This window comes from Pseudomonas sp. HP_12 (assembly GCF_055283955.1).
Genome location: NZ_JBTOQG010000006.1, coordinates 77282 through 91318, shown reverse-complemented (window position 1 = coordinate 91318; position 14037 = coordinate 77282). Strand labels below are relative to the sequence as shown.

Annotated in this window: 14 protein-coding genes; 7 read left to right on the top strand and 7 right to left on the bottom strand. The window is 60.4% G+C overall.

The genetic code is table 11. The features are described 5' to 3' along the window. Positions 1–106 precede the first annotated feature (106 nt). On the bottom strand, positions 107–949 hold the full coding sequence (galU, locus tag ACYASU_RS06565; protein ID WP_192172113.1) for a UTP--glucose-1-phosphate uridylyltransferase GalU: 843 nt from the start codon (positions 947–949) through the stop codon (positions 107–109). 349 nt (positions 950–1298) lie between these two features. Here galU and ACYASU_RS06560 point away from each other — a divergent pair, with 349 nt between their 5' ends. Continuing rightward, on the top strand, positions 1299–1484 hold the full coding sequence (locus tag ACYASU_RS06560) for a hypothetical protein (protein ID WP_346629802.1): 186 nt from the start codon (positions 1299–1301) through the stop codon (positions 1482–1484). 180 nt (positions 1485–1664) lie between these two features. Then, positions 1665–1946, top strand: a complete 282-nt coding sequence (locus ACYASU_RS06555; RefSeq protein WP_065987192.1) for a hypothetical protein — start codon at positions 1665–1667, stop codon at positions 1944–1946. A gap of 56 nt (positions 1947–2002) precedes the next feature. On the opposite strand, the gene ACYASU_RS06550 is transcribed toward ACYASU_RS06555, so the two are convergent. Beyond that, positions 2003–2359 carry a hypothetical protein gene (locus ACYASU_RS06550; protein WP_122534636.1) on the bottom strand — a complete coding sequence of 119 codons (357 nt, stop codon included), beginning with the start codon at positions 2357–2359 and terminating at the stop codon, positions 2003–2005. A 203-nt stretch (positions 2360–2562) separates the two neighbouring features. Here ACYASU_RS06550 and ACYASU_RS06545 point away from each other — a divergent pair, with 203 nt between their 5' ends. The 3 genes from ACYASU_RS06545 (at position 2563) to alkB (ending at position 3851) form a co-directional block, all read left to right on the top strand. After that, positions 2563–2868 (top strand): DUF1883 domain-containing protein, encoded by a 306-nt coding sequence (locus ACYASU_RS06545; protein WP_037010615.1) that lies wholly within the window; start codon positions 2563–2565, stop codon positions 2866–2868. 96 nt (positions 2869–2964) lie between these two features. Then, positions 2965–3144 carry a hypothetical protein gene (locus ACYASU_RS06540; protein ID WP_463582330.1) on the top strand — a complete coding sequence of 60 codons (180 nt, stop codon included), beginning with the start codon at positions 2965–2967 and terminating at the stop codon, positions 3142–3144. Between the two features lie 29 nt (positions 3145–3173). Further along, positions 3174–3851: a DNA oxidative demethylase AlkB gene (gene alkB / locus ACYASU_RS06535; protein WP_463582368.1), complete on the top strand. Its 678-nt coding sequence runs from the start codon at positions 3174–3176 to the stop codon at positions 3849–3851. Between the two features lie 490 nt (positions 3852–4341). Here alkB and ACYASU_RS06530 read toward each other — a convergent pair whose 3' ends face one another. The 4 genes from ACYASU_RS06530 to gnd form a co-directional block, all read right to left on the bottom strand. Then, positions 4342–6147: a glycoside hydrolase family 15 protein gene (locus ACYASU_RS06530; protein WP_463582329.1), complete on the bottom strand. Its 1806-nt coding sequence runs from the start codon at positions 6145–6147 to the stop codon at positions 4342–4344. A 97-nt stretch (positions 6148–6244) separates the two neighbouring features. Then, positions 6245–7063 (bottom strand): HAD family hydrolase, encoded by an 819-nt coding sequence (locus tag ACYASU_RS06525; protein WP_463582328.1) that lies wholly within the window; start codon positions 7061–7063, stop codon positions 6245–6247. Then, positions 7060–8583 carry a glucose-6-phosphate dehydrogenase gene (zwf, locus tag ACYASU_RS06520; RefSeq protein ID WP_282372545.1) on the bottom strand — a complete coding sequence of 508 codons (1524 nt, stop codon included), beginning with the start codon at positions 8581–8583 and terminating at the stop codon, positions 7060–7062. Before zwf ends, ACYASU_RS06525 begins: the two co-directional genes overlap by 4 nt. Then, positions 8583–9560, bottom strand: a complete 978-nt coding sequence (gene gnd, locus ACYASU_RS06515; protein WP_192172119.1) for a phosphogluconate dehydrogenase (NAD(+)-dependent, decarboxylating) — start codon at positions 9558–9560, stop codon at positions 8583–8585. Before gnd ends, zwf begins: the two co-directional genes overlap by 1 nt. A 321-nt stretch (positions 9561–9881) precedes the next feature. On the opposite strand from gnd, the gene ACYASU_RS06510 reads away from it, so the two are divergent. Both ACYASU_RS06510 and ACYASU_RS06505 read left to right on the top strand, forming a co-directional pair. Continuing rightward, on the top strand, positions 9882–10055 hold the full coding sequence (locus ACYASU_RS06510) for a DUF6026 family protein (protein ID WP_192172120.1): 174 nt from the start codon (positions 9882–9884) through the stop codon (positions 10053–10055). A 350-nt stretch (positions 10056–10405) separates the two neighbouring features. Next, positions 10406–12151, top strand: coding sequence for a phosphoethanolamine transferase CptA (locus ACYASU_RS06505; protein WP_463582327.1), 1746 nt, complete (start codon positions 10406–10408; stop codon positions 12149–12151). A 90-nt stretch (positions 12152–12241) separates the two neighbouring features. On the opposite strand, the gene ACYASU_RS06500 is transcribed toward ACYASU_RS06505, so the two are convergent. Further along, positions 12242–13798: a TerC family protein gene (locus ACYASU_RS06500; RefSeq protein WP_463582326.1), complete on the bottom strand. Its 1557-nt coding sequence runs from the start codon at positions 13796–13798 to the stop codon at positions 12242–12244. Between the last annotated feature and the right edge of the window lie 239 nt (positions 13799–14037).

Genomic DNA, 14037 nt, shown 5'->3' with positions numbered 1-14037 from the left:
CCGCTTGAGCGCGCTCGGCAAGTTCCGCAGGACAGAAACGACAAAGCCACCCGAAGGTGGCTTTGTCTGACAGCACAGCTAGACGCTGACTACCGATACAGATGCATCACTGAGTCGATTTGCCGGTCTTGTAGAAGTGCTCGAAGCAGAAGTTGGTGGCTTCCACGTAGCCTTCGGCACCGCCGCAGTCAAAACGCTTGCCTTTGAATTTGTACGCCAGGACGTTGCCCTCTGCAGCCTGCTTCATCAGGGCGTCGGTGATCTGGATTTCGCCGCCTTTGCCTGGCTCGGTGTTTTCGATCTTTTCGAAAATGTCCGGGGTCAGGATGTAGCGACCGATGATGGCGAGGTTGGACGGAGCAACATCCGGTGCCGGCTTCTCGACCATGTCAGTGACGCGGAACAGGCCTGGCTTGATTTCTTCGCCAGCAATCACGCCGTACTTGTTGGTCTCGTTCGGGTCAACTTCCTGAATCGCCACGATCGAGCACTTGTACTGCTGGTGCAGCTTGACCATCTGCGCCAGAACGCCGTCACCTTCCAGATTGACACACAGGTCATCCGCCAACACCACGGCGAATGCCTCGTTACCGATCAGCGGACGACCGCTCAGAATCGCGTGACCCAGACCTTTCATTTCGGTCTGACGAGTGTAGGAAAAGCTGCACTCGTCGATCAGTCTGCGGATGCCGACGAGGTATTTTTCCTTGTCGGTGCCCTTGATCTGGTGCTCAAGCTCGTAGCTGATATCGAAGTGGTCTTCCAGCGCGCGTTTGCCGCGGCCGGTGACAATGGAGATTTCAGTCAAACCCGCAGCAAGTGCTTCTTCCACGCCGTACTGGATCAGTGGCTTGTTGACAACGGCCAGCATCTCTTTGGGCATGGCCTTGGTCGCTGGCAAGAAGCGAGTGCCGTAACCGGCTGCAGGGAACAAGCATTTCTTGATCATATAAATCCTTGATGAGCTGGGGGTGTTGCGGCGCAGTCTAATGAGGCGGCGATAACCTTACAATGCCGCTACTGGCCGTTCGCTGCCTAGGTAGAGGAACGCTGACGCAGATAGTTCCGCAGATCGTTCCACCAATAGCTCAGCAACCAGCTCACTCGCCACGCTTCACCCACTGATTATTGGAATTCCATGCTGTCCTTCGTACGAGGGCATCCAGCGCCGCGTAACCGCCGTTCGGTGACCCTCGCAAGCGTAGACCTGTTCACCATCGCGCGTGGGAAATTGTGCGATTGCCCTTTGGCATTTGCCGATTATCATGGGCGCCTGAATTACTAATCGAGACGAGTCGATGCCTGAAGTCAAAAGCGTGAATGGTTACCAGATCAAAAAGCTCCAGGACGGCCAGTGGTGGCTGGTCGGCCACGACGGTGAAGCCGTGGCAGGGCCGTTCTCCAGCGAGAGCAGCGCCATCGAAGTCGCCGCCGTGTTCGAAGACACGCCAGCCCCGCGTCGTCGGGCTGACAAGAAGGACTGATCAGGCGGCCCGGCCCGCTCCGCAATGGAGTGCGGCCGAGGCCTCTCCTTCGCAGCTTCGGCCACGGATGTCGCCGAGCAAGTCCTGCAAAAAATCTACGGTGATGCCGGAACGATGGCACCGCCTCTCAGTCTCAGACTAGCAATTCCCACACCGGCCCTCATCGCGAAGCATTCCACCATGATCAAGATCTTATCCGTCATTGCTGTACTGGCCCTGACCGGCTGCGCGACTGCGCAGAACACTTACCTCAAAGACGGCAAGCAGGCGCTGAGCATCGACTGCTCCGGCGAAGCCATGTCCTGGGCCGCCTGCTACGAAAAGGCTGACGCTTCCTGCGCGGGCACCGGCTACAACATCGTCAGCACAAACGGCACGCCGCAACCCAAGGAAGACGACAAAACCCTGGGTGTCGATGTCGGCAACTATAAAAACCGCACCGTGCTGGTGGTCTGCAAATAACGTCTCGCCCGTCTAACCGTGGAACTGCGTCACCCTTGATTCGCCCCGCAACCGCGTCACTCGCCCGAGATACAGGCCGTCACGGCGTGCTGCACGTCCTTGGGCCGCAGGGGGTTGTTCGACAGGCGTTCGAACAGCTTGATCGAGCTGCCGCTGGAGCGAGTCTCGATATCGACGATGGCAGCAGGGTCACTGGTCAGCAACTTCTGTGGAACGATGATGCGCAGGCCCTCTTTGTGCGGCTCGATCTGCGGCGGCTTGCGGCTGTCAGAGATGCGTCCGACAAAGCACGCGGCATAATCCTTCGGCGACTTGCCGGACATGACGCTCATGGTCGCCGGGGTGTGTTCGATGTCCGTAACTGTGGCACAACCGGTCATCGCCAGGGCCAGAATAACAACCGCCAATTTCATACAATCCCTCCAGTAAAGGTGCTTACGACAAGCCCGACCCGGATTAAATCCCGCGCGTGTGCTTTTTTAACTGCCAGCCTGGCGGTCAGCCTTGCGGCGATTCAAGCGAGTCCTCGATCAATAAAACCCGCCGGGAAGATCAATGCCCAGGCTCGTCGTGCTATGGTTTCGGGTTTTCGAGAACGCTGTCTCCGGAGACACCCATGAAATTCGTACACCAGCGCGAGCACCTCAACGAAGACGACATGGTCGTCATCGAATGCTCCCAGCTTTGCAACATACGCCTGATGAGTGATGCCAACTTCCGCAGCTTCAAAAACGGCGGTCGTCACACTTACCACGGCGGCGCGTTTGACCGTTTCCCCGCGAAAATCGCGGTGCCCAGCACCGGCTTCTGGAACATCACCATTGACACCGCCGGCCGCAAGCTCGACAGCCATGGCGGGCGCAAGACTGCCTTCACCCATTCGATCAAAATCGTCCGCCGCTCGTCCTCGCGTCTGAGCTGATTCGCCATTGAGCCAAAGCGCCATTGAACACCGGCTGGCGTGAAATCTTTGTATTTTTTTTGCGAACATCCGGTCAGTTTTTTCCAGGAGTAAAATGTGAGCACCCCTGCCCCCGTCGTCAAATACGCAATCAGCTACAAGCTCAACGGCGAGCGTCGTTTCGAGTTTGCCCTGTTGCAGTCGCCCTCCACCGATGAGGCCCTGGCCGCCCTGCAGAAGATGCACGGCGACAGCACCGATGTCATCAGCGATGTGAAGGTCAGCAAAGCGCTGTAGCCGAAATCTGAACGGGGAAGCCCATGGTGATGCAGCGCAAGGGCACGACGCCGGCGACGTTTGATCTGTTCGCGGAGGACACGCCGCAACCGCCTTCACATGAGCAGATCGGGCCGGCGTCGTTTGTGTTTCGTGGCTTCGCTTTGCCTTTCATCGAGTCATTGCTGCCTGCGCTGGAGTCGGTGCTGACCCAGGCGCCGTTCCGCCATATGGTCACGCCCGGCGGTTACACGATGTCGGTGGCGTTGAGCAGTTGCGGGGACTTCGGCTGGACCACTGACCGAAGTGGCTATAAATATTCTCCCATCGATCCGCTTACGGGTGAGCCATGGCCAGCGATGCCTGGGGTTTTCATGGAGTTGGCGGTGGCGGCGGCTTCGGCTGCCGGGTTTGCGGGGTTTTTGCCGGATGCGTGTCTCATCAATCGTTACATCCCGGGAGCCAAGATGTCGCTTCATCAGGATAAGGATGAGCGCGGTTTGGAGTGGCCGGTGGTGTCGGTTTCGCTGGGCTTGCCGGCGATGTTTTTGTTTGGCGGGCTTGGGCGCAGTGATCCGACTCAGCGGGTGCCGTTGTTTCATGGGGATGTGGTGGTGTGGGGCGGGGTTGATCGGCTGCGCTTTCATGGGGTGTTGCCGATTCGGCAGGCGGAGCATCCGCAGTTGGGGGAGCAGCGGATTAATTTTACGTTTCGCAAGGCGCGGTGATCATCGGGGCTGTTATTGAGGATCAAAAGCGTCTGCCTGGGGGCAGACTGTTTCGCCTTCGGCGACTTACTTTTGAAAAGCACCAAAAGTAAGCAAAAGTGCCTGCTCTCGGTTGGGCCCTTCGTTCCTCAGGGTTCCTTCACTCCGGTCCCGCTCCGTGGGCCCGCGCCGAACGGGCATCCATGCCCTGACGGCGCTCTCGCCGCATCCATGCGGCTCGGCCCACTGCGCGAGACCTGCGTTCAGCCTGCACCCAAGTCGCGATTGGCGGTGTCTGGACCTTCTGTGTATGAAGATCAAAATCAACAGCAAAAGCTTCCCGGCTGAAGCCGGTCCCACAGAGTGCGCCGCCAATCTCAATGACTGCACGCGCTGCTTTTTAGTGGGACCGGCTTCAGCCGGGAAGAGGCCCCTGTGAGCGCTATCAATCTCTCAGCGTAACGCAAAACCTGTCCCACCCATCACCGACATCGGCTAATGCCCTGCCCCACTAAGACCGAGTGGCCGCGCGGCTTTTTACGGGGCAGATGACGCGGTGACGGTTCAGGGCGGTGTTAATGATGCCGATGTGGCTGAAGGCTTGGGGGAAGTTGCCGAGCATGCGGTTTTGCTGGGGGTCGTATTGTTCGGCGAGGAGGCCGACGTCGTTGCACAGGCCACACAGGCGTTCGAAGAGGATTTGGGCCTCGTCGTCGCGGCCTTGCAGCACGTAGACGTCGGCGAGCCAGAACGAACACACCAGGAAGGTCCCTTCGCTGCCCGACACGCCATCTGTGCTGCGTTCGCTGTCGTAGCGCAGCAGCAGGCCGTCCTTCATCAGCGACTGTTCAATCCGTGTGACGGTGCCGGTGACGCGGGGGTCGTCGACGGGGAGGAAGCCGGTCAGCGCGATCTGCAGGAGACTGGCGTCCATTTCCTGGCCGCCATAGGTCTGCACGAAGCTGCCCAATTCTGCGTCGAAGCCGTGGGCGCAGACGTCGGCGTGGATCTGATCGGCGACCTCACGATAATGCCGACCCCGCTCGCGGTCTTGCGGGTTATCGCTCTTGGCCAACACCCCGGCATTGCGGTCGAATGACACCCACGCCATGACTTTGGAATGGGTGAAATGCCGAGGTGCCGAGCGGATTTCCCAGATGCCGGCGTCCGGTTGATGCCAGACTTTTTCCAGAAACGGCATGATCACTTTCTGGATCTCCGTGCTGCGCGGCAGCGCAGGCAGGCCGTTTTTAAGGGCCTGGGTCATGGCGTCGGCGACTTCGCCGTACACATCCAGCTGCACCTGACTGGCCGCACCATTGCCGACCCGCACCGGGCGCGAATGCTCGTAGCCGGCCAGCCACGGCAACTCATACTCCAGCAAGCGCCGCTCCCCCGCCAGACCGTACATGATCTGCACCTGTTCCGGGTTGCCCGCGATCGAGCGCAGCAGCCAGTTGCGCCACGCGGTCGCTTCTTCGAAGTAGCCCAGGTTCATGAACGCCAGCAGGGTCATGGTCGCGTCGCGCAGCCAGCAGAAGCGGTAATCCCAGTTGCGCTCGCCGCCCAGCTGCTCCGGCAACGAGGTGGTCACCGCCGCGACAATCCCGCCGGTCGGCGCATAGGTCATGGCCTTGAGAGTGATCAGCGAGCGCTTGACCTGATCCGTCCAGGGGCCGACATCCGGGCAGCGGCCGGAAAAATCTCGCCAGAAGGTTTCGGTCTGCTGCAGCGCCGATTCCACGTCGAACCCTGCACGCACCGGCTCGTGGGAGACCTGCCAGGACAGCGCGAAGCCCAGCCGCTGACCGGCTTCAACGCTGAACAGGCTCTCGGTGTGATGGTCCATCGGGTGCAGTTCGGCGGGCGTGCGCAGCACCAGCATGTCCGGGCCGGCAACGGCGGTCATGGTGTGCGGATCGCGCTTCTCCACCCACGGCACGGTGCTGCCATAGTCAAAGCGGATCGCCAGATCCATGGAGAAATCCACGCGCCCTTCTACGCCGACGACGATGCGCACCACGCTGCTGTCGGTCTCCATGGGCATGAAGTCGATGAGCAGCGCCTGTCCGGTGTCGGTGGTGAAGAGGGTTTCGAGAATCAGTGTGCCGTCACGGTAGCTGCGGCGGGACCGGGTGCTGCCGTCGACCGGCGCCAGCTTCCAGCGCCCGTTGTTGCTGTCGCCCAGCAACGCGGCGAAACAGGCCGGCGCATCGAAGCGCGGGAAACACAGCCAGTCCAGCGACCCGTCGCGGGCCACCAGCGCTGCGGTCCGGCAGTTGCCGAGCAGCGCGTAATCTTCGATCAATACAGCCATCGGGCGGTTATCCCTCTTGGTGAGCACTTTATTCTTGTTGTGCGCCGGCCCCTTGAGTAGCGGTACCCATGAGTGGCAGCGCAACCGCCGCCCCGAATCAACGGGACAGGATATAACGCTCGATGGCCTTCGCCAGCCCGTCATCGGCATTGCTGTCGGTGACGTAGTTGGCCTGGGTCTTGACGCCCACCTCGGCCTGCCCCATCGCAATCGACAGCCCGGCGCGAAGGAACATCGCCACATCGTTGCCCGCGTCGCCGATCGCCGCGGTGTGGGCCAGCGGCACGCCCAACGCATCGGCCAGCGTCTCAAGGGCAGTGCCCTTGTTGGCGTCCAGCGCGGTGACGTCCAGGTAGTAGGATTGTGAACGGGCTGCCAACGCAGACTTGGCGATCAGCGGGTTGAGCGTGGCCTCCAGGCGCTTGAGCAGCTCGAAGTCCTTGCTCGCCGCGACGATCTTGTCGATGCGGTCCAGGTACTCGTCGAAGCTGTCGACCTGAACGAAGTCGTAGCCCAGCGTGTTGCGCTCGTGGTCGACGTAATCCCCTTCGGGATTGAGCAGCAGCCACTGGTCATCGGCAAAGACCCAGACCGCCACCGCCTCGCTGGCGAACAACTCCAGACTGGTGCGCGCCGCTGCGGCATCAATGCGGTGGGCCTTCAACAAACTGCCGTCCGGGTTGATGATGTTGGCGCCGTTGAACGCCACGGTCGGCAGTGTGATGCCCAGGGCTTCGATCTGCTGACGCATGGCCCGCGGCGGGCGGCTGCTGGCGACCGAGAAATGAATCCCGGCCTCCTGCAATTTATGCACGGCATCGATGTTGGCCTGGCTCAGGCTGTGATCGGGGTGCAGCAGCGTGCCGTCGATGTCGGACAGCATGAACTGGATGAGGGGCTGCGAAACGTCACTCATCCCAGGCGCTGCCATGTGCGGCCGTCACGGGCCAGCAACTCATCGGCCTCCGAGGGCCCGTCCTCGCCTGCGTGATAAAGGTCCACTTGCGGATCCTTCGCCCAGGCATCAATGAATGGTTGCACGGCACGCCAGCCATTCTCGATGTTGTCGGCGCGCTGGAACAGGGTCTGGTCGCCGGTCAGGCAATCGTAGATCAGGGTTTCGTACCCGGTCGACGGCTGCATCTCGAAGAAGTCCTTGTAGGCAAAACCCAGCTCGATGGTCTGCATGTCCAGGGTCGGGCCGGGCTTCTTGGCCTGCAGATCAAACCACATGCCTTCGTCAGGCTGGATCTGGATCTTCAGGAAATTCGGCGCGACGCTGTCGACATCGGTATCACGGAACTGCGCATACGGCGCCGGCTTGAAACAGATGGCGATCTCGGTGTCGCGCACGCTCATGCGCTTGCCGGTGCGCAGGTAGAACGGCACGCCCATCCAGCGCCAGTTGTCGATCATCACCTTGAGGGCGACGTAGGTTTCGGTGTTGCTCTCGGGATCGACACGGTCTTCCTGACGGTAGCCGGTGACGGCCTTGCCATCGATGCTGCTCTCGGAATACTGACCGCGCACCGAATTGGCCAGCGCTTCCATTTCCGACCAGGGCCGAATCGCACCGACCACCTTGGCCTTCTCGCCGCGCACGGCATCGGCGCCAAACGCAGCGGGCGGTTCCATTGCGACCATCGCCAGCAGCTGGAACAGATGATTGGGCACCATGTCCCTCAGCGCGCCGGTGGTCTCGTAAAAACTGCCACGGGTCTCAACGCCCACGGTTTCGGCCGCGGTGATCTGCACGTGGTCGATGTAGTGGTTGTTCCAGAACGACTCGAACAGACCGTTGGAGAAACGGCTGACCAGAATGTTCTGCACCGTTTCCTTGCCCAGGTAATGGTCGATCCGGTAGATCTGCTTCTCGCTCATGACCTTCAGCAAGCAGTTGTTCAATGCCACAGCGCTGGGCAGATCGTGGCCGAACGGCTTCTCGATCACCACGCGACGGAAGCTGTCGTCGTCTTCGACCATCAGCCCGGAAGAGCCCAGACGCTGCGTCACTTCACTGAAGAAACGCGGCGCGGTCGCCAGGTAGAACACGGCGTTGCGGGTGCCCGTGCTCTTGATCTTCGCGTCGATGTCCGCGTACGTGGAATCGTCGAGAAAATCGCCGGTGATGTACGTGATGCGCTTCGACAGGTTGCCCCACAGCGCCGGATCCAGAGGCTCTTCGCCGCCCTGGGCGACCTTGCTGGCCGCCTCCTGACGAATGAAATCCTCGAGCTTCTTGGCGAAATCGGCATCGCTGACGGTGTTGTGGTCAACGCCGACAATGTGCAGGTCCTCCCCCACCAACCCGTCGCGAAACAGGTTGTAGAGGGCCGGCATCAACAGCCGTTTGACCAGGTCACCATGGGCGCCGAAGAGGAACAGCGTGGTCGCCGGAGCGACCGGAGCATTCTGCTTGCTGCGGGATAAACCCATTATTTTGGTTCCTTATGACCACCAAATCCGAAACGCATGGCGGACAGCATCTTGTCGCCGTACGTGCTTTGTTGACGGGAGCGGAAGCGGGCGAACAGCGAAGTGGACAGCACCGGAACCGGCACCGCCTGCTCCATGGCCGCTTCGATGGTCCAGCGGCCTTCACCGCTGTCGGCGACGGAGCCGGAATAGGCGTTGAGCTGTGGGTCGGTGGCCAGAGCGTCGGCGGTCAGGTCCAGGAGCCAGGAGGAGACCACGCTGCCGCGACGCCAGACTTCGGCGATGTCGCCCAGGTTCAGGTCAAAGCGCTGCTCGACAGGGAGGTTTTCCGAGTTCTTGGTCTTGAGGATGTCGAAGCCTTCGGCGAAGGCCTGCATCATGCCGTACTCGATGCCGTTGTGAATCATCTTGACGAAGTGGCCTGCGCCCGGCGGGCCGGCGTGGATGTAACCGTGCTCGGCGCGGGGATCGGCATCCTTGGAACGGTCCTTGGTGCGCGGGATGTCGCCGATGCCAGGGGCCAGGGTCTTGAAGATCGGGTCGAGGCGCGTGACGACGTCGGTTTCACCGCCAATCATCATGCAGTAGCCGCGTTCCAGGCCCCAGACGCCGCCGGAGGTGCCCACGTCTACGTAGTGCAGGTTTTTGTCTTTCAGCGCCACGGAGCGACGTACGTCGTCCTTATAGAAGGTGTTGCCACCGTCGATGATCACGTCGTCGGCATCGAGCAGGTCGGCCAGCTCGTTGATGGTGTCTTCGGTTGGAGCGCCAGCAGGCAACATCACCCAGACGGCTCGCGGTTTTTCCAGGGCAGCGACCAGTGAGGCGAGGTCTGTTGCCGGGGTCGAGCCTTCTGCGGCGAGCACGGTGCGAGACTTCTCATCGCGATCATAGACCACGGTGGTGTGGCCATTGAGCATCAGTCGACGTGCGATGTTGCCGCCCATGCGGCCTAGTCCAACAATCCCGAGTTGCATGTAGAGGTGCTCCTTAATCAAATTCAGAGGTGCCTCAGTTTATAGCCCAGTGCCGCATAGTGGGTTAGTCCGGGGAGGCAAACTATGGTTTCCCGGTGAAAAATGTTTCATGTGCATCGGCACAGAGGTCTGCAAGACTGCCCTATGACGCAGGTTTTCGCGATCAAGAAACGCTCGCGACAATCATAAATAAAAAAGTTCCTTTTTTACGCAAAAGAAATCAGAATTCCGGCCGATAGAGGTAGTGAGCAGGATTTGCCAGGTAGCAGACGTCCTTGCTTGAACCTTATGAAGTTGAACCCGCCATTTGCGAGGTGTGCAATGGGCACAGTACTGACAGCCAACGCTCCACAGACCCTTTACGTCACAATCCGTCGTGACGAGCTGCGCCAGCTCAGGGAAGAACGCGCCGTATTGCAGAACAAAGTCGCCCAGCTGACTTCGATGCTGCAACACGCCCAGCTCATCGGCAACGGCACCGCCCTGCACGCCTGATTCACGACTCCCCGCACCACACCCTTCAAGGCAAGCCCGATCTGCAGGCTTGCCGGCGCATCGTTGAATCCCCCCTCCGCCGTACCTCGGCAGCGCCTCGCATTGCCGCACACTTGACACGGTTTTCGACCCTCCGTCGGACCCGACACACGCCGTTACGTTCCCCGCCCTGCTCTAGCCTCCGCGCCTTTAGCCGATTTTGGCGGTTTCGCAACACCCTCCTGACAAAATTTTCACCCCGTTGAAAACATAATCCCGACCCTCAACACATTGATTGCTGGCCAGATGCTGGCACTTGAATTCATTCGGGCGGTGTTTGGTCGCCTGAACGGTCTATAGCGGAGCGCTTGATGACAACGATGAAACGGAGCACTACGACTCCGAAAGGGTTCGACTGGGCGGGAGTGATCTGGCTGTTCGTGTTTTTCTGGTACTTCTCCGGTATCACGCAACTGCTTATCCAACTGACCGGCATCACCGGTTTTGCCGGCTTCCGTCAGGCGTTCGTGATCAGCGGCATCTGGCTCGCGCCCATGCTGATGTTCCCGCAAAAGACCCGCATCATGGCTGCGGTCATCGGCGTGATTCTATGGGCCTGCTCCATGGCGAGTCTGGGTTACTTCTTCATTTACCAACAGGAGTTTTCCCAGAGCGTCATCTTCATCATGTTCGAATCGAACATCTCTGAAGCCGGCGAGTACATGACCCAATACTTCGCGTGGTGGATCGTGCTGGCGTTCATCGCCCACACCGCGTTCGCGATCTTCCTGTGGACACGCCTGCGTCCGGTGTACATGCCACGCGCTCGCGCCTACGCCGTTGCGGCAGCGCTGTTGATCGGCATCATCGGTTACCCGCTGGCCAAACAGTTGGCCCGCCACGACGACACCGCCTCGGCCCTCGAAGCCTTCGAGTCCCGCATCGAGCCAGCGGTGCCATGGCAGATGATCGTTGCCTATCACCGTTACACCCAGCAACTGGATGGCATGCAGGACATGCTGACCAGCAGCAGCAACATTGCGCCGCTGAAAAACCTCAAGGACCAGCAGGCCAATCTGCCCACCACCCTGGTGTTGGTGATCGGCGAGTCGACCAACCGCGGGCGCATGCACCTTTATGGATACCCGCGCCAGACCACACCGAACCTGGACGCCATGAAGGACCAGCTGCAGGTGTTCAATAACGTCATCACGCCTCGGCCTTACACCATCGAGGCGCTGCAGCAGGTGTTGACCTTCGCCGATGAGGAAAACCCGGACCTTTACCTGAAGACGCCGTCGATCGTCAGCGTGATGAAACAGGCGGGCTACAAGACGTTCTGGATTACCAACCAGCAGACGATGACCAAGCGCAACACGATGCTGACCACCTTTTCCGAACAGGCTGACGAACAGGTCTACCTGAACAACAACCGCAACCAGAACGCTCGGCAGTACGACGGCGACGTGATCGCGCCGTTTACCAAAGCGCTGACCGATGCCGCGCCGCGCAAACTGATCGTGGTGCACCTGCTCGGTACCCACATGGCCTATCAGTACCGCTTCCCGGAGGAGTTCGCGAAATTCAGCGGACGTGACGGCGTACCGGCGGACATCGATGACAGCAAGCTGGAGTTCTACAACAGCTACGACAACGCCGTGCTCTACAACGATTTCGTGGTGTCCAGCCTGATCAAGGAATATGGCAAGGCCGACCCGAACGGCTTCCTGCTGTACCTCTCGGACCACGGCGAAGACGTCTATGACTCGCCAGGCCGCAACACCCTGGGCCGCAACGAGAACAAACCGACCATCCCGATGTACACCGTGCCCTTCATTGCCTACGCCTCGCCGAAGTGGAAGCAGGCCCATGACTGGAATTTCGAGAGCATCCACGATCGGCCCTACACCAGTTCGAACCTGATCCACACCTGGGCGCAACTGGCAGGGCTGAGCTTTGATGAACTCGATACCACCAAAAGCCTGGTCAGCCTGGACTTCAAGGCGCGCCCACGCATGATCGGCGACCCCTATGCGCCGAAAGGGCTGAGTGATTTTGCCCATATGGAAAAGGCCGCCAGCCAGCCCGGCACCATGCCCGAGGTGGTGCAAAAGTAATAAAGGTGCGGTGACGCTCACTGCAAACGAAAAGGCCTGCGCAATGCAGGCCTTTTTTTGTTCGTCGGAATGGGTGTGCTTCAACCAGGGTTAGGGAGCCGGTGTTTGACGCAGCAGCACGCGGGTCACCCGCCGTTCCTGGACTTGCACGACCTTCAGCTGCCAACCCTCCCACTGCAATTCGTCGCCGACCACCGGCAAACGATCCAGCAGGCTCACCACCAGTCCCGCCAGGGTCTGATAATCACTCGTTGCCCGCGCCTTGAAGCCGATGCGTTCGCGCAGGTGACTGAGGTTCATGGCAGCATTGACCAGCACGCCCTCGCCCTCTTCGATCAAGTCGGGGCCCTCGATTTCACTGGCGTCCGGCAGCTCGCCAGCGATGGATTCGAGGATGTCGGTCATGGTCAGGATGCCGGCGAAATCGCCGAATTCGTTGATCACGAAGGCGATGTGCGTGGACTGCGCGCGCATCTGTTCCAGGGCGTTGAGGATCGAGAAGCTCTCCAGCAGATTGAGCGTCGGCCGGGCCAAGTGTTCGATGTTCGGCTCGGCACCGGACAGCCAGGCGTTGAGCATTTCCTTCTTGTGCACGAAGCCCAGCGGCTCGTCGATGCGGCCCCCGCGGATCAGCGGCAGTCGCGAGTACGACGAGTTGACCAGTCGCTGGCGAATGCCTTCCGGCGTGTCATCCAGATCGATCACGTCGACGTCGTTGCGCACCGTCATCACACCGCGAATGGGCCGCTGGGCCAATTGCAGCACGCCGCTGATCATCACCCGCTCGCGGCGGTCGAACACCACTTCGTCGCTGTCGCCATCGAGCATGTCGGCGATCTCCTCACCAAGCTCCTCGGCGCTCGGCCTGCGGCCACCCAGCAGGCGCAACACGGCATGGGCGGTGCGCTCGCGGCGTGGCAAGTCACCTTTCACGCTGCGTTTGCGGCGGGCACGGGCGATCTGGTTGAACACCTCGATGAGGATCGAAAAACCGATGGCCGCGTACAGATAGCCTTTGGGGATATGGAAACCCAGGCCGTCGGCGGTCAGGCTGAAACCGATCATCATCAAAAAGCCCAGGCACAGCATGATGACGGTCGGATGGGCGTTGACAAACGCGGTCAGCGGCTTGCTGGCGATGATCATGATGCCGATCGAGAACACCACGGCGATCATCATGATCGACAGCTCATCGACCATGCCCACGGCGGTGATCACGGCGTCCAGGGAGAACACCGCGTCGAGCACGACGATCTGCGCGACGATGGGCCAGAACAGCGCGTAGGTTGTGCTGCCCGCCCGCTGGGCGACGTGGCCCTCGAGGCGCTCGTGCAATTCCATGGTTGCCTTGAACAGCAGGAACACGCCGCCGAACAGCATGATCAGGTCACGACCGGAGAAGCTCTTGCCGAAGACCTCGAACAGCGGCTCGGTCAGCGTCACCATCCACGAAATGCTCGCGAGCAGGCCCAGGCGCATGATCAACGCCAGCGACAGGCCCAGCACCCGCGCGCGGTCGCGCTGCTCGGGCGGCAGCTTGTCGGCGAGGATGGCGATAAACACCAGGTTGTCGATGCCGAGCACCAGCTCAAGCACGATCAGGGTCAACAGGCCAAGCCAGGCCGTGGGATCAGCGATCCATTCCATGGGTCAGCGCCCCTTCTCGATCAATGGCACAGACACGAAAAGGCCCGACGTGCCGGAAGGCAGGTCGAGCCAGACAGAAATCTTGTTTAAGCGGGATAAAGCGAAGTGAGCGCCTGCGACCCTGTTTGAGGGGAATCGGCGACTGGGAGGTTCCAGAGAGAGCGACATGTGTGTCCTGAAAGCAATACGGGAGGCGATCCTATCGCGCTCTCGGAATCGCCTTACAGGACAGAACTGTT

What these genes read in the sequence shown, in the direction of transcription:
- galU (WP_192172113.1), bottom strand. Translation starts at nt 949, where the DNA reads ATGATCAAGAAATGCTTGTTCCCTGCAGCCGGTTACGGCACTCGCTTC.
- ACYASU_RS06560 (WP_346629802.1), top strand. Translation starts at nt 1,299, where the DNA reads ATGCCTGAAGTCAAAAGCGTGAATGGTTACCAGATCAAAAAGCTCCAG.
- ACYASU_RS06555 (WP_065987192.1), top strand. Translation starts at nt 1,665, where the DNA reads ATGATCAAGATCTTATCCGTCATTGCTGTACTGGCCCTGACCGGCTGC.
- ACYASU_RS06550 (WP_122534636.1), bottom strand. Translation starts at nt 2,359, where the DNA reads ATGAAATTGGCGGTTGTTATTCTGGCCCTGGCGATGACCGGTTGTGCC.
- ACYASU_RS06545 (WP_037010615.1), top strand. Translation starts at nt 2,563, where the DNA reads ATGAAATTCGTACACCAGCGCGAGCACCTCAACGAAGACGACATGGTC.
- alkB (WP_463582368.1), top strand. Translation starts at nt 3,174, where the DNA reads ATGCAGCGCAAGGGCACGACGCCGGCGACGTTTGATCTGTTCGCGGAG.
- ACYASU_RS06530 (WP_463582329.1), bottom strand. Translation starts at nt 6,147, where the DNA reads ATGGCTGTATTGATCGAAGATTACGCGCTGCTCGGCAACTGCCGGACC.
- ACYASU_RS06525 (WP_463582328.1), bottom strand. Translation starts at nt 7,063, where the DNA reads ATGAGTGACGTTTCGCAGCCCCTCATCCAGTTCATGCTGTCCGACATC.
- zwf (WP_282372545.1), bottom strand. Translation starts at nt 8,583, where the DNA reads ATGGGTTTATCCCGCAGCAAGCAGAATGCTCCGGTCGCTCCGGCGACC.
- gnd (WP_192172119.1), bottom strand. Translation starts at nt 9,560, where the DNA reads ATGCAACTCGGGATTGTTGGACTAGGCCGCATGGGCGGCAACATCGCA.
- ACYASU_RS06510 (WP_192172120.1), top strand. Translation starts at nt 9,882, where the DNA reads ATGGGCACAGTACTGACAGCCAACGCTCCACAGACCCTTTACGTCACA.
- ACYASU_RS06505 (WP_463582327.1), top strand. Translation starts at nt 10,406, where the DNA reads ATGACAACGATGAAACGGAGCACTACGACTCCGAAAGGGTTCGACTGG.
- ACYASU_RS06500 (WP_463582326.1), bottom strand. Translation starts at nt 13,798, where the DNA reads ATGGAATGGATCGCTGATCCCACGGCCTGGCTTGGCCTGTTGACCCTG.